This is a genomic window from Kitasatospora sp. NPDC088779 (assembly GCF_040685395.1).
Lineage (GTDB): Bacteria > Actinomycetota > Actinomycetes > Streptomycetales > Streptomycetaceae > Kitasatospora.
Genome location: NZ_JBFBHW010000069.1, coordinates 1 through 13,046 on the forward strand (window position 1 = coordinate 1; position 13,046 = coordinate 13,046).

Below are 13,046 nucleotides of genomic sequence, written 5' to 3' on the forward strand. Positions count from 1 at the left end.
CCGACTCCCGGCGCAGCCGTCCCGTGGCGGTCAGCCCGCCCCCATCCGCATATCTCACACACCATCGGATACAGCCACCACAACGAGCCCGTCAGGCAAACCATGACAGTTCACCCTGACGAGCCGAAGTCAGTATCTACCAAGATCGTCCGGGTTTGCCGATGGCCTTGAGGGTCTCCGGGCGTTTGACGGTCTTGCCAACGTCGTAGCGGGGTGCGCGGTGTTTGTTCTTGGCGCCTGGTGACCGTCCGGGACGCGTGCCTCTGGGTTTGGGAATACGGGTCGGGCAGATGAGGTGGGGGCGGATGTTCCTGAATCCCCGGCGGACCCGGGCCGGGGTGAGCCGTTCGGAGGCGGCCGGCTTCTCCCAGGGTCGGCGCAGGTCCGCGGCGAGGGGGCGGGCGAGGCGGAGCTGGGTGTGAGTGACGATCAGGATCCAGGTCCAGCGGTCCGCGGCCTCGGGAGTACGGAGTTTCGGGGTGGTCCAGCCGAGGGTCTGCTTCGCGAAGCAGAAGGTGTGCTCCAGGTCAAAGCGGCGGAGAAATGCCTGCCAGAAGCGGTCCACGTCATCCGGTGTGGCGCCGGTCTCGGAGGACCACAGCCACACCGGCGGGGCCTCTCGTTCCTTCGACAGGTGTTCGACCTTTACCCGGATCAACGCTCCCTCTACCAGAGGTAGTTCACCGTCGTGGTCGAGCCAGGAGGAGCGGTGGGTGAGCCGGGGGCGGACCCGGTCCCACACCTGGGTCTCGGCCTTGCCGTAGTTGATGGTGTCGGTGACTGTGGTGATCGCGGGCTCGGGCCAGGTCTCCGGTTTGGCGAAGCGGAATTCCGGGCCGTGCTTGGGCGGTCGGCCGTTGACGCCGTGCATCCTCGGTGGTTTCGGCAGGCGCATCACGCGGTCGGAGCGGACCCGGCCCACCGACTCGACCGGCAGATCACGCAGGACCCAGGCCAGGCGGGTGACGTCGTAGCGGGCGTCGCTGACGATCACGATGTGCGGGTCTCCGGCCTGCCACTGGCCCGCGGTGATGAGTCGCTCCACGACACCCCGCAACTGGGCGGCGGTGACCGCGGTCGCGTCGTCCGCCGGACCGAGCCGAACCGCGTCCAGAATCGCGGTCCAGGACGTGGCCCCCGGCTCCAGCGCGGCCACGAAGGAGTAGGGCCAGCCCGGAATGAACTGCGAAGCCGTCTTCGCCCGGCCGTAGACGTGGCAGAACAGCCGCTCCGCCGAGCACGGCGCGTCCGAACGAAGCCACGGCGACACATCGACCGCCAGGACCAGGCGCCCGCCGTCGAAGCGCGGCAGCGACAGCCTGGCCAGCACCGTCCGCAGCCGGACGACGTCGATCCGGCCTTGGTTCAGGCCGCCGTACATCGCTCCGTGCCCACGCCGGTGCTCGGGCAGCAGTGTCAGGTCCACCGGGACTTCACCGCACCGTCCGCACACAGCACCGCGTCGGCGAGTTCGAACAACTCGTCACGCCGGGCGGTCAGACACTCGTAGAACGCTCCCCGGAAACGTGACGCTTCCGCGAACGCTTCCCGCCGCACAGCATCAGGCAGCAGACTCACCCTCGCGGCCTTCGTCGTGGTCACGTGCACCTTGGTCGGAGCACAGGATCAGACGAAGGCCGCCTTCATGTCCGGCGAATCCCCAAGCGAGCGACCCCGTTCGAGACGCCGTTCGAGGGTGGAAGAAAAAGAACAAGCTCATTGTCCGCCGAGATCTCCGAGCAGGCCCCGGGCGGTGCCTGGGGCCCCTGGCGCGACTGCCGCAACGGCGGCTGCGCCGGGGGCTGACCGCCGGCGCAGCCGCGTGACGGAGTCGGGGAACGAGGCCCGGGGGCTGGACGCCGCCACCGTTGCCGCCGTCCGGCCGCCTGGCCACCGCCTCCGACCTGTCGGGGCACCGCTGGAAGGACACCGGGGAGTACGCCCAGCCGCGCCGCCTCGGTGTGGTCGACGACTGCGCGGGCCGTCAGGTCGGGCGGGCCCGAGGCCGGGCGATCGGCATGCTGGAGGACCGCACCGGTCCGTTTGCCGGCGGCCAGCCGGCCTGGGCACCGGATCCGTCCTGGCCGCTGCGGTCGCTGCGGCCGCTGCCGCCGCTGCCGCCCGGCGCCGACGGGGCGGTCCTGGCGGTGCCCCGTACCGGCCGTGACGAGCAGCGCGCTCGCGGGCGGTGACCACCTGAGGAATCCCTTGGACCGGCGCGGGGGCGGCCGACGAGCCGAGCCGATCGGCCACGAGCCGTCGCCCGGCGGGTGGACACGTCGGTCCACCCGCCGGGCTCGCCGACCCCCGGTTCTGCGCCGGTCCGGGCGTCGTGGTCGATCGGGGCCGTGCGTGGACGGGGGCGGGGTGTGTGCTCAGCCGGCCGCGCGGTAGGCCGTACCCACCCGGTTGGGGGTCGCCCGGTTGTAGAGACCGGTGCCGCCACGGTCCGCGGAGAGGGTGAACCACGCGTAGCGCTCGACGAAGGGAAGTCCCTGGAGCATGGCGGTCGACTTCGTCACGAACGCGGCCTGCTGTTCCGGTGTCGGATACTTCGGGGTGCCGCTGGAGAAGTCGATCAGGGCGTACTCGGTGAGCCAGATCGGCTTCTTGTAGCGGTTGTACACGGCCTGGAGGTAGTTGCGCAGTTGACCGGTCGCGGCGTCGGCGCGGAAGTCCGAGCCGTACCAGTGCAGGGGGATGAAGTCGACCTTGTCGTGACGGGCGGCGGCGCCCTTCATGAACTGGTCGAGCCAGCCGCCCGCGACGTCGCCGCCGCCCGCCACCGCGGGTGCCCCCAGACGCATCCCGGTCGACTGGAGCCGGGGCCACAGGTCGAGGGCCCTGGTCACGCTCATGTTGGCCTGCGCCGGCAGGTCGGGTTCGTTGAAGCCGAGCAGGGTCGTGCCCTCCTGCCTGGCCGTTCGCAGTTGTGCGTCGGTCACCGAGCCCGCGCCCCAGATCATGGGGACGAACTCGACGCCGGCCGGCGGCTTGATCTGCTGGCGGTCCGAGGCCCAGGTGTAGAACCAGCCGGCCCTGGAGTCGGCCAGCGCCTTGGTGACGTCGGTGAAGTTCCAGGCGCTCACGCCCTTCTTCTTCGCCGGGGCGGCGGTCGCGTCGGCCGCACTGCCGACGGTGAGGCAGGTGAGCACCGCGAGCAGGGCGGTGAACAGGCGCATTCGACGTGGCAAGGCATTCCTCTCTTCGGTCACGCGGTCGTGACGGGGGCCGCGGCGGCCCTGGAGTCCGGGGGCCGGGGTCCGGGGCGGGTGGCTCACGCGGTGGGGCCGAAGGTGACGGTGAAGCCGCTGCAGCGGCTGCACTGCTGCATCACCTTGTTGCCCGGCACCTGGTCCTGCTTGGACCACGTGTAGGCCTTGGGACACTTCGCGCTGAGCGCGCGGCTGTAGCTGCTGGGGGTGTCCCGGCTGGGGTTGGTGCACAGCATCGGCTTGCCGTCCGGCCCGCGCGTCAGGTCGGCGGGCGGGCAGTAGGGCAGCAGGTTCGCCGCGCAGCCCCGCGTGTCGCAGCCCCCGCCGGCCGGGATCGTGGCGTTCACCGGAGTGATCGTGATCGGCAGCGAGAACGCGTTCACGTAGCTCACGTCGTACCAGGGGGCGGCGCCGTCCTTGGCGTCGAAGTTGAACTCCGCGAGGCTGGCGGGTTGTTCGCCCGTCGTGCAGTGGTCGGCGGCCGGGCCGCAGTCGGCCACCCGGCAGTGGAAGGCGCTGCCAAGGGCCCCGCCGCATCCCTGGCGTGCGAAGAACTTCCCACGCCAGTGGAGCGGGGCGGCCGTCTCGGGGATCGTCACCGTCGCCGACTGGCCGGGGGCCAGGACCGGCAGCCGGGTGAACTGCTTCGACCCGTCGGCGTTGACGCCGCTTCCGATCCACAGCTTCTGCGACGAGTGGTTCACGAACGTCACCGTGTGGTTGACCGCGGCGGCCGCAACCGGCGCGGTGCGGGTCGGCGCCGCCGCACCCGTGACGGTCGCGCCCGTCGCCGCGCCCGCACCCGTGACGGTCGCACCCGTGACGGTCGCGCCCATCGCCGCGCCCGCGTTCGGCAGTACCACGGTCAGTGCGGCGGCGGCGGCCGCCGCGACGAACAGCCTGGTCAGGAATCCGCGCATGACTTCTCCGTTCCGCTCAGCAGGTCAGGTTGGTGCCGGGGTAGGCGCTCATCGCGCCGACCAGTGCGTCGTAGGTGTAGAACCGGTCCCTGTTCGGGAACATCCGGTCGAACTGGGCCTTGCCCATGACGAAGCCGGCCCGGTCCGCCGCCGTCGCGTGTGCCGGTCCGGCCGTCGACAGGCCGGTGGCGTGGGCGGAGGCGGGCAGGGCGATCGCCGATACGGCCGCCGCCGCGGCGGCGATCCTCAAGGCCGTGCGTCGAAGGGACACGCGGGGCCTTCCTCCCGTTGCGGAATGCGGGACATCGGGTCCGCCGGTCTCCTGGTGCCACCGGCGGGTGTGGTCGGGCCGTTCGGGCCGGCCTGGCCGGCGCCGCGGTGGTGTGTCAGGAGCAGGTCTTGTCCGGGTGGTCATGGGTGATGGCGCAGATCATCGCCTTTGCCCGGCCGTTGTTCGGATACCTGAGCTGAAGCTCGTCCTCGAAGTCCTTCCACTGGCGTGCGATGTCCTTGACGGCGAGGTCGTAGGCGTGGTCGAAGTTGTGGGCGACGACCGAGCGCGGACTGTCCTTCGTGTCCTTGTTCAGGACCCCGTCATGAGTGACGCGACCCGTGCAGTTGGAAACCGTCCCGCTGTGGTCGAGGTCCGGATAGCAGCCCGTCGCCAGGTCGTGAGGGATGTGGCCAGTGGCGTCCTTGACCCAGTCCGCCCTGCTCATGGAGCTGTAACGACCGATGGAGAAGAACACGGGCAGGTCGGTGCGCCCCAGGCCGGGGGGGTTCTTGACGCCGATGGCTCCCGGGCCGGCCTGGTCGACCCAGTTGCTGTGGGCGTAGAAGTCCTCGATCTGATGCCAGCCGCGGCCCAGGTCCTCCAGCACCTCGCACTTCGCCCGTCCCGGTCGGTCGTTCCACGAGCAAGCCGGGGAGATGGAGGTCTGGGTGGCGATGACGCGCCCGTTCGCGTCGACCAGCCGGTCCGCGGCGGCGACGGCCCTCCTGACGTGGTCGATGGAGCCCTCGACGCAGTCGATGATCTCGGCGTTGGCCTGCTCGCGGGTGCGGGGGTAGCGGCTGTCGTACCTGGGGTCGAGGTAGTCGGCGTTGTCGCAGTGGAGCTTGCCGATGCCGAAGTACTCGCCGTGGTCGTTGGCGACGATCGCGCCCGAGTTCCCGTCCGCCATCGCCGTCAGCGAGTTCTGGTGCCAGCCCCCCGGCCCCAGGGCGGCCCGGGTGATCTTCTCGTGGTTCCCCCCGCTGAAGGCGTGCGCCGGTGTCGCGGCACCGAGGACGACGGCACACGCCATCGCGGCGCACGCGGCGCCGGAAGCGCGCAGGCGCTGCCGACGGGAAACGGAGAGGGGATTCATGAGGTCTCCAGTCGCACGATGGACGTCTTCGGCAGGTGTGCGTCCGGGCATGGAGTCCCGTCCGTACTGCGCAGGCCATGGCGGACCCATGGCGGCGCTTGGTGACGAAGCGTCACCGAGCCTGCACCCGTACGTTAGTCGCCGTGCCCGCAGCCCGACAGACCGCCAGTGCCCCACGGGCCTGCGGCCGCGCATCGCGGTGTCCCCGTGCCACGAGGCCCAGGCGCCCGGTCCCGTTCACGGGAACGGGCAGCACAGCCTCCCGGCCTCCTTCCGGCCCGGGCTTGTCCACCCGTGGCCCGCCCCCGCACCAAACAGAGCAGGGATTCTGCAGAGTCCCCTCTGCAAGCAGAACGTCAATTCTTCTTGACGGAGGGCGCGGTGCCACGGCTCACCGACGCACGCAAGGAACTCCGGCGCACCCAGATCACCGAGGCCGCCGTAGGCTGCTTCAGCCGCGACGGCCTGGAGCGGACCTCGATCGCCGACATCACGGCCGAGTCCGGCCTCTCGACCGGCTCGATCTACGCCCACTACCGCAGCAAGGACGACCTGGTCCGGGCCTCCGCCCACGCGCTGCTCGCCAAACGCGCTGAAGCCCTCGGCCAGTGCGCCGCGAGCGACAGCCCGCCCGACCCCGACGAACTGCTCGCCCGCCTGATCGCCACGATCGACCCCGCCGAGGCCCGGGTCGGCGTGCAGACCTGGGGCGAGGCGACCACCAACCCGGCCATCCGCGCCATCGTCGCCGACACGGTCGACCGGATGCGCGCCATGGTGCTCGACTGCGTCACAGCCCACCCTGGCCAAGGCCGAAGACCCCGCCCCGGCCCGCGCGACGACCGGCTGACCACCGCGGAGAAGGAGGAACTGCGGTCCGCCGCAGCGGTGACCGTGGTGACGGCGTTGAGGACTTCGGGGGCGGTGAGGTGGACGGTGTTGACCGGTCGGGTGGCGTGCTGGTCGAGCGGGGTGAGCCGGTTGGTGGTGGTGCCGGTGAACGGGCCGAAGTCGCCGTCCGCGGTCAGAAGGTTCGGGGGGCGTACGCGGTGATGCGGAAGTGCTCCTCGGCCGGGCGCGGGAGCGTGCGGGTCCGGCGGTAGGTCGTGTCGGCCCCGATCGGTCCCGGGGAGGCCTGCTCGGTGGTGTCGAGTGCGTAGTCCCAGCGTCGGAGGTTTTCGGGCCGTGCGAGGTGGGCGTGCGAGGTGGCCGTGCGAGGTGGCCGTGCGAGGTGGCCGTGCGAGGTGGGCGTGCGGGGTGGGCGAAGACCTCGCTGACGGGCGCGTCGACGGTCGGGGTGTTCTCGAACCGCATGGTCGTTCCTTCCCCGGCGCGCGGTCGGCCGGTCCTGTGCGGCCGTGCGGTCCCGTGCGGGCCGTGGCGTCGGTCGGGGGCGGGGTGTCAGTCGAGGGCGAGGCGTTTGTTGAGGGCCTCGCCCGAGGGCAGGGGGTCGATGAAGTTGTGCAGGAACGTGAGCATCGCGTCGATGTCCAGGCCCTGACAGACGGTGTCCATCGCGGCGTAGAGGGACTCCTCGATCCCGGCGACGGCGGTGGCCAGGCGTTCGCCCTCGGGGGTGAGGCTGAGCTGGAGGTAGCGGCGGTCCGCGGCGTCGGTGCGGCGCTCGACCAGCCCGGCCGCGACGACGCGTTCGACCAGCCGGCTGGGGTTGGTGCCGCTCTCGCACACCAGGAGTTGCCCGAGCCCGTTGAGGCTCAAGGTGCCGTGCTGCTGGAGCAGGCGCAGCACCTCGGCCTGTGACGGGGTGATGCCGTGCGGTTTGAGGGCCTGGATCAGCAGCCGGTTGCCTTCGCGCTGGGCCGCCAGGATCGCGAACCGCAGGTGTTCGGCCTTACGCATCGGCGTCTCGCCGGGTGGTCGGCACGGTGGCGAGGAAGTCGTTGACCGCGGCGGCATAGGTGGCCGGGTGGGAGAAGCGGAACATGTGGCCGGTGCGCGGCAGCACGACCTCCCGGGCGTCGGGGATGCCCGCGAGCATGACCTTGGAGGCGTTCTCGCCGATCAGTACGTCGTGGGAGGGGGTCAGGATCAGGGCCGGGACCTGGACCCGGCCCAGCGCGTCGACGTAGTCGGCGGTGAGGACGGCCCGCAGGCGGGCGCCGAAGGAGACGGCGGGGGTGTTGGCGAGGAACAGTTCGCGGCTGCGCGCCTGGCTCCAGGGCACCTGGCCCTCGCCGTCGAACGGGGAGGTGAGGCGGTGGGCGTGGGCGCGCAGTGTCAGCTGCCGGTAGAGCGGCCCGCGGGCCCTGCCGATCGCCTGCATCAGGGCCTTCCACGGCTTCGAGTCGACCGGGTTGGCCGCGAAGCCGCCGGACGCGACCAGGGCGCGCAGGCCCCGCGGGCGGCGGGTCGCCAGTGCGAGGGCGATGTTCGCGCCGAAGGAGTCGCCGACCAGCACGTAGTCGTCCAGGTCCGCGATCGCGCTCTCGACGTGGTCGGCGTAGCGCTCGATGTCGTCGACGCCCTCGGGCAGGCGCAGCGTCCGTTTGGGTGCCTCGCCGTAGGGGGCCAGTTGCTCGGCGCTCCACGGGGCGCCGGAGAAGCAGGGGATGAAGACGAGGGTCGGATTCTTCTCTGAAGTGCTCATATCAGACACATTACACGACACATGTGTCGTGGCATATGTGGTCCAGGTCATCTTCCTGGTCTGTTTTCCCTGGACTCGCCCGGCCTCGGGAGCGGTGCGAGCCTCCCTGGCACGCGGAAGGCGGTCACCAGACCGCGGGGCGCCTCGAAGGCATCGATCCAGCGTCCTTCGGCGCCGTCGCCGCGATCATCGCCACGGCCCCGGTCGGCTGCCCGCGCGGCACCACCCGCTCCCTGGTCTCTCGGGGGGTCCGACACCGGGACCATCGCGCCCGACCCGCCGGCCGCATCGTCCGGTCGGCCACCGGGGGTGCCGGGACACGGTCGCGGCGCGGACGGCGGCGGGACGGCGGTCTTCTTCCGATGGAGCCACTGGAGTTGCATGTCGGTCAGTTCTGCAGGGAGCACCACCGAGGGACAGGGGGTGTCCGGGAACGCTGTCGGAGGCCTCGATCGCGCAGGGCCTGGCGTACGGGGGCTGGCGGACGGCGTCGTTCGTGGTCTGGCTCGTGGTCCTGGCCCTCGGCCGGATGTCACAGCCGCTGTACGAGGCGACGGCCGCGGTCCTGCGCTACCGGATGCGCCACACCATCTACCTGACGATGCTTTCGTCGGCCTACCCCGAGCGCCTGTTCGGCGAGGAGCCGGGCAGCGAACCGGAGGGCCCGGCGTCGGGCACCCGTCCGCTGGTCCTGGTCGGTGCCGGGCGCGGCCTGCTCGTCCTCTTCCTCCTGCTCGGCCTGGCCTCCTGGGCGACGGGGTCGGTCGCCGCCTCGGTGAACTCGGACGACGACGGCAACGACGAGTTCGTCAACCCCACCCAGCGCGTCCTCGCGCCCCTCGTCCCGGGCCCCGCCGACCGCGTGCCACGGGGCCCGCCCGCGACGGCTCCGCCGAGGGGCGGCCCCCCGTGGGGGGCCGGTCACAGGGGCACGGCCTCCTGTGACCGGCCGGTGGTTCAGTTGATGTGGAGCGTCGTGATGGTGCCGTAGTTCTTGGTGATGGCCTGGTTCTTGCCGAAGGTGTGGCGGTAGAGGGAGCCGTCGCCGGGCTCGTACTCGAAGTACCCGGCGTTGTTGCCGCTGCTGAAACTCGTGACCGACCTCTGGTCGATCCAGATGTCGCCGGCGTTCGCGAAGCACCTCCTGAAACCGGTGCCGTTGTCGTTGGTGATGCCGATGGTGAAGTAGTCGCTGGCGAACAGGCATTCGGCGAAGTTGACTTCGTTGGTCGCGTGGGCGGGCACGGTGCCGACGGCCAGAGCCATCATGGCGACCCCGGCGGCCACGGCGATTCGTCGCTTCAGCATGACGCAAACTCCCTGGTGTGTGAGGTGGGGCATGCGAGTCGAACTGAAGGGACACTAACAAGAGGTGTTCAGGTCACAACCTGGTGTAACGATTTTCGGACATCATTCCATTTCCCGGGACTTTTGCCGGACTTTGCTGAGCTGAATTCCGCACCTGTCGCACCTGTCACACCTGTCACCTGTCACGCGGACCCGCATGGCCGTCCGGGCCGCGCCGATCCCTCGGCGCGGGGTGCGGGTCGCGTGTCGGGGGCCTGGTCCTTTGTCTGGCCACCGGAGCTGATCCTGCCGACACCGGATGAAGGGGAGGACCCGCCCGCACGACCACCCGGTCGGACTCTCGCACCCTGCGGTGTCCCACCGTCGCCGGACGCCGCGCCGCCGCCACGCTTCCGGCCCGGACCGAACCCGCCGCGCTGCGCCCGGACCACCGGAGGACACCGGCGGCGTACTGCGAGCACGTGCTCGACGTCGCCGTCAGTGCTGGCCTCGTCCTGGCGGAGAACACGGGCGAGAAGGGCCCGGCCGAGGAACAGACGGCCCATTGACCGTCGCACTCGACAAGGCCGCCGCCCAGACCGGGCGTCTTCGTTCGGGCCGGCCGGGTAGGTGTCCCGCGTCGATGTGATCAGCTAGGTGGATGGGGGTGGCCTGCGGGGCCGTGCCGCTTTCGGCCGCTGGTTTTGCTCTGCTGTCGGAAGTTTCGGGCGCTGACCGGGGCGGCGCTGGTGCGGCTGTGCGGGCGGGAGCGCCTGCACGACCTGCTCCTCCAGGAAGGCGGCGGCGGGCCGTTGCGTATACGGACCTGCTCACCGTGCTGCGCCCGGGCGCGTGGATCGTGAGCGATCGCCTGGTACACGCGAGTCGTGTGGCCCACCTGCCCGCGCACCGTCAGTCCCCTCTGACGTGCGGGGATCCCCCGTATGTTGACCGTGGAGCAGGGCTGGCTGGACGGGACCGACTCGGGGCTGTTCGTGCTGTGTCCCGAGACGGTCGCCGAGGGGTGGACGGGCTGCGACGAGGCCTTGTTGGAGGCCGCTGCGGACTACGCGGCCGCCTACCCGGTGCCCGGGCACGGGGACGTGCTGGTGTTGGGCGGGGAGCCGCTGCTGGTCGGGTGGCCGGCCGAGGAGCGGGTGTTCGTCAGGCCGCTCCACTTCGACTGCGCGGACGACGTCCGGCCGCTGGTGCGCGAGGCGCTGCGGTCGGGGGTGTGGGAGGACGGGCCGTTCCTCGACCTGACCGCCGGGCGGTACCTGCTCACGGACGCCTTCTACGACGGTGAGGCCGTCCTCGAGCGCGGCGAGTACCTGACCGTCGAGTTCCCGCCCGGGCGCTACCTGGTCCAGTCGCTGAAGGCCGAGCCCGACAGGCGGGCGCAGTTCCATCTGGAGCGCCTGCTGCCACGGTGAGCGGACGTCCGGGGCCCTGTGCGGAGACGGGCGGCCCTGAAGTCCGGGGCCGGTGCGGGCACTGGGGCGGTGCCGCTCCCGGCCCACCGGGCGGTCGTCACCGGCCTGGAGGCGAAACTCGCTCCACCGCACGCCGGACGAGCTGATGGCCCGCGCCCTGGCCCTTGCCGGCCCCGAACACGACGACTGGTTCGCGTCGTTGTTCCGGGTCGCCGAGCCGCAGAGCCAGGACAGGTTCGACTGGGCCCGCGCGGTCGCGGAGGAGGCCGAGGACGGCGGCGAGCTCGATCGCCGGCGCTTCGCGTTCGACGTGATCAACTTCTTCGGCTTCGGCTTCGGCTTCGATGCCGACAACGACGACGAGTCGCCGTTCACCCGGGAGGCCGCATAGTTCCTCCGGCCCCGGCTGGACACCGAGCAGGACCCGTACGCCCTGCACACCGTCATCGCGGCCTTCACCGGCTACTGCTCCCGCGAGGAGCTCGCGGCCGTCCTGGCCCACGCCGACCACCCGGACCCGGGTGTTCGCCACTGCGTCGCTCTGGCGTTCCCCGCCCTCCTGGGCGACCGGCCCGACACGCTCGCCGTCCTTTTCTGCGCCTGGTCGACGACCCTGCTTCCGTCACCCGGTCCGCTTCACAGCTTCACTCACTTCCCCCTCGGCACCCGCGTCCTGCTGGACATCCCTGCCCTGCGCGCCGTGCTGGCGGCCCACCTCACCGACCCCCACTTCGACGCCCGCCTCGAAGCCGCCGCAGCCCTGGCCCTGCGCGGCGACGAACGCGGCACGCCGGTCCTCGACGAGATCCGCCGCGGCAGCGGTACCGCTGCTCCCGCCCGCGCGGGCCGCCTCGCCTGAAACCGACCATCACCGGCGCCCCGCTGGCTTTTCCTGGGGGAAACCTACCAACCGCAGGTCATCGGGCGGCGGTTTCCGCCCCCAGGGACCCACCGTGGGTCGGGGCACGGCACCTCCAGATCGGGCTTTAGGAGACTGGGGCCCGGGTAAAGGCTTTCCTGATGAGCGAGTTTCTCGGCGGACCGAGGTACACAGCACCTGCTCAGGGGGATGGCCATGGGATTTGATCCATGCATGGCGTATGCAAAAGCTTGTTTCGGACGCCAGGATGGCCTTTGACCGGGGCGATACCGACTTCGCCGCTGTTTTTGATATCGACGGCCCCGGCGTGACGATGAAGAAGATCCGCAAAGAGATCGACTTGAGCGTCAGAGCAGTGGAGGCAGCCGGCTGGCCGTGCATCGGGGTTCGGTCGTTCCTCGCGGAGATCCAGATCGGCTTCATCCGGGGAGACTGAGCGGCCAGCAGACGCCGACACGGTGCGGCCCGCTCGCCGGCCATCGCGGCCGATCAGGCCGACGCTCTCGCCCACGCCGCCCACGCGCCGGCATGCCGCTGAAGTCAACGCCCGTACGGCCGAATTGAGGCTCGTGTCCCCGAAGTCGAGGGCACCGCGAAGCTGACGTCCCGGGAACCGGCCGCCCGTCAGGTCGCCCGGATGATCCTCGACGCCACCTCCTTGGGCCGGCCGGGAAGTCGCCGACTGTATCGGGGACCGACGCGCACGGCGGGTCTGTTCGTGATGCCCAGTCACCATTTCGCGGTGACGGAACCCGGGACCACCTGCCTGCCTGGCCGGTCGGGTCCGGGGTGTGGCGATCTCGCGGCCGGCGGTTACCGTCCGGGTTCCAAGGCCGCAGGGCCGGCCCGGTGCGGACGCAGGACGGTTGTGCGCGGGTGGATCGCTTCATGATCACCCGTCCCCGGGACGCCGGTACCAGCGGGCACCAGGTCCCGCCGGCGCCACCGGGCCGGAAATTCTTCGGCACGATCCCGTACTGTTAACCCTCCAGAGCCATCCATGACAGGAAGATTTCCCGTTCCGCGCGTCGATGCCGCCACCGCAAGGGGTTCCTGTGCGGCGAGACCTGCCCGACCGCGCCCGCGTCGCGTGCGGGGCGGCGACCGCTTCTCCCACAGCGTCGCCCAGCCCTCCTCCTACTCCACCGGTTCCTCGGAGCGTCGCTTCCTCGTCCGACCAGCGGCAGTAGCTCATGAAGCAGGCGGTCCGTGAGGGACCAGAGGATGTGACCTGCGGATTTTCGGCGGGACCAGCCAGGGTGACCGGCGGCCCGGTACCCGTCCGCGTTCTCCCCTCGTCATATCTCGATCCGTCGTTTCCACCAGGGAAGGT

Annotated in this window: 14 protein-coding genes and 1 pseudogene; 7 read left to right on the top strand and 8 right to left on the bottom strand. The window is 70.9% G+C overall.

Annotated elements, in window-relative coordinates:
- Positions 1 to 136 precede the first annotated feature (136 nt).
- Positions 137 to 1,578 (bottom strand): annotated as a pseudogene (locus AB0P03_RS37195) (NF041680 family putative transposase).
- Positions 1,579 to 1,868: 290 nt separating this feature from the next.
- Here AB0P03_RS37195 and AB0P03_RS37200 point away from each other — a divergent pair.
- Positions 1,869 to 2,192, top strand: a complete 324-nt coding sequence (locus tag AB0P03_RS37200; RefSeq protein ID WP_363633098.1) for a hypothetical protein — start codon at positions 1,869 to 1,871, stop codon at positions 2,190 to 2,192.
- Positions 2,193 to 2,375: 183 nt separating this feature from the next.
- On the opposite strand, the gene AB0P03_RS37205 is transcribed toward AB0P03_RS37200, so the two are convergent.
- The 4 genes from AB0P03_RS37205 to AB0P03_RS37220 all read right to left on the bottom strand — a co-directional run bounded on the left by AB0P03_RS37205 (position 2,376) and on the right by AB0P03_RS37220 (position 5,505).
- Entirely contained in the window at positions 2,376 to 3,194 is an 819-nt protein-coding gene (locus AB0P03_RS37205; protein ID WP_363633099.1) for a glycoside hydrolase family protein, read from the bottom strand.
- An 83-nt stretch (positions 3,195 to 3,277) separates the two neighbouring features.
- The gene (locus AB0P03_RS37210) at positions 3,278 to 4,135 is read right to left on the bottom strand and encodes a thaumatin family protein (RefSeq protein WP_363633101.1); all 858 of its coding nucleotides are present in this window, start codon (positions 4,133 to 4,135) and stop codon (positions 3,278 to 3,280) included.
- Between the two features lie 16 nt (positions 4,136 to 4,151).
- Positions 4,152 to 4,406, bottom strand: coding sequence for a hypothetical protein (locus tag AB0P03_RS37215; protein WP_363586058.1), 255 nt, complete (start codon positions 4,404 to 4,406; stop codon positions 4,152 to 4,154).
- Positions 4,407 to 4,521: 115 nt separating this feature from the next.
- Entirely contained in the window at positions 4,522 to 5,505 is a 984-nt protein-coding gene (locus AB0P03_RS37220; RefSeq protein ID WP_363633103.1) for a hypothetical protein, read from the bottom strand.
- A gap of 381 nt (positions 5,506 to 5,886) precedes the next feature.
- Here AB0P03_RS37220 and AB0P03_RS37225 point away from each other — a divergent pair, with 381 nt between their 5' ends.
- Entirely contained in the window at positions 5,887 to 6,558 is a 672-nt protein-coding gene (locus tag AB0P03_RS37225) for a TetR/AcrR family transcriptional regulator (protein ID WP_363633105.1), read from the top strand.
- A gap of 348 nt (positions 6,559 to 6,906) precedes the next feature.
- On the opposite strand, the gene AB0P03_RS37230 is transcribed toward AB0P03_RS37225, so the two are convergent.
- Complete coding sequence (locus AB0P03_RS37230) at positions 6,907 to 7,365, bottom strand: winged helix DNA-binding protein (RefSeq protein WP_363633107.1); 459 nt, start codon at positions 7,363 to 7,365, stop codon at positions 6,907 to 6,909.
- A complete protein-coding gene (locus tag AB0P03_RS37235) occupies positions 7,358 to 8,113 on the bottom strand; it encodes an alpha/beta hydrolase (RefSeq protein WP_363586062.1) in 756 nt (251 codons plus the stop codon). The genes AB0P03_RS37230 and AB0P03_RS37235 overlap by 8 nt, the downstream gene beginning before the upstream one ends.
- On the opposite strand from AB0P03_RS37235, the gene AB0P03_RS37240 reads away from it, so the two are divergent.
- A complete protein-coding gene (locus tag AB0P03_RS37240; RefSeq protein WP_363633109.1) occupies positions 8,076 to 9,104 on the top strand; it encodes a DUF4389 domain-containing protein in 1,029 nt (342 codons plus the stop codon). The genes AB0P03_RS37235 and AB0P03_RS37240 overlap by 38 nt on opposite strands.
- Here AB0P03_RS37240 and AB0P03_RS37245 read toward each other — a convergent pair.
- Positions 9,071 to 9,421 (bottom strand): beta/gamma crystallin domain-containing protein, encoded by a 351-nt coding sequence (locus AB0P03_RS37245; protein ID WP_363586064.1) that lies wholly within the window; start codon positions 9,419 to 9,421, stop codon positions 9,071 to 9,073. The genes AB0P03_RS37240 and AB0P03_RS37245 overlap by 34 nt on opposite strands.
- 923 nt (positions 9,422 to 10,344) lie before the next feature.
- Here AB0P03_RS37245 and AB0P03_RS37250 point away from each other — a divergent pair.
- The 4 genes from AB0P03_RS37250 to AB0P03_RS37265 all read left to right on the top strand — a co-directional run bounded on the left by AB0P03_RS37250 (position 10,345) and on the right by AB0P03_RS37265 (position 12,149).
- Entirely contained in the window at positions 10,345 to 10,833 is a 489-nt protein-coding gene (locus AB0P03_RS37250) for an Imm21 family immunity protein (protein ID WP_363633111.1), read from the top strand.
- A gap of 145 nt (positions 10,834 to 10,978) precedes the next feature.
- Positions 10,979 to 11,224, top strand: coding sequence for a hypothetical protein (locus AB0P03_RS37255; protein ID WP_363633113.1), 246 nt, complete (start codon positions 10,979 to 10,981; stop codon positions 11,222 to 11,224).
- 309 nt (positions 11,225 to 11,533) lie between these two features.
- Entirely contained in the window at positions 11,534 to 11,692 is a 159-nt protein-coding gene (locus AB0P03_RS37260; protein ID WP_363633115.1) for a hypothetical protein, read from the top strand.
- Positions 11,693 to 11,933: 241 nt separating this feature from the next.
- A complete protein-coding gene (locus AB0P03_RS37265) occupies positions 11,934 to 12,149 on the top strand; it encodes a hypothetical protein (protein WP_363633117.1) in 216 nt (71 codons plus the stop codon).
- Positions 12,150 to 13,046 lie beyond the last annotated feature (897 nt).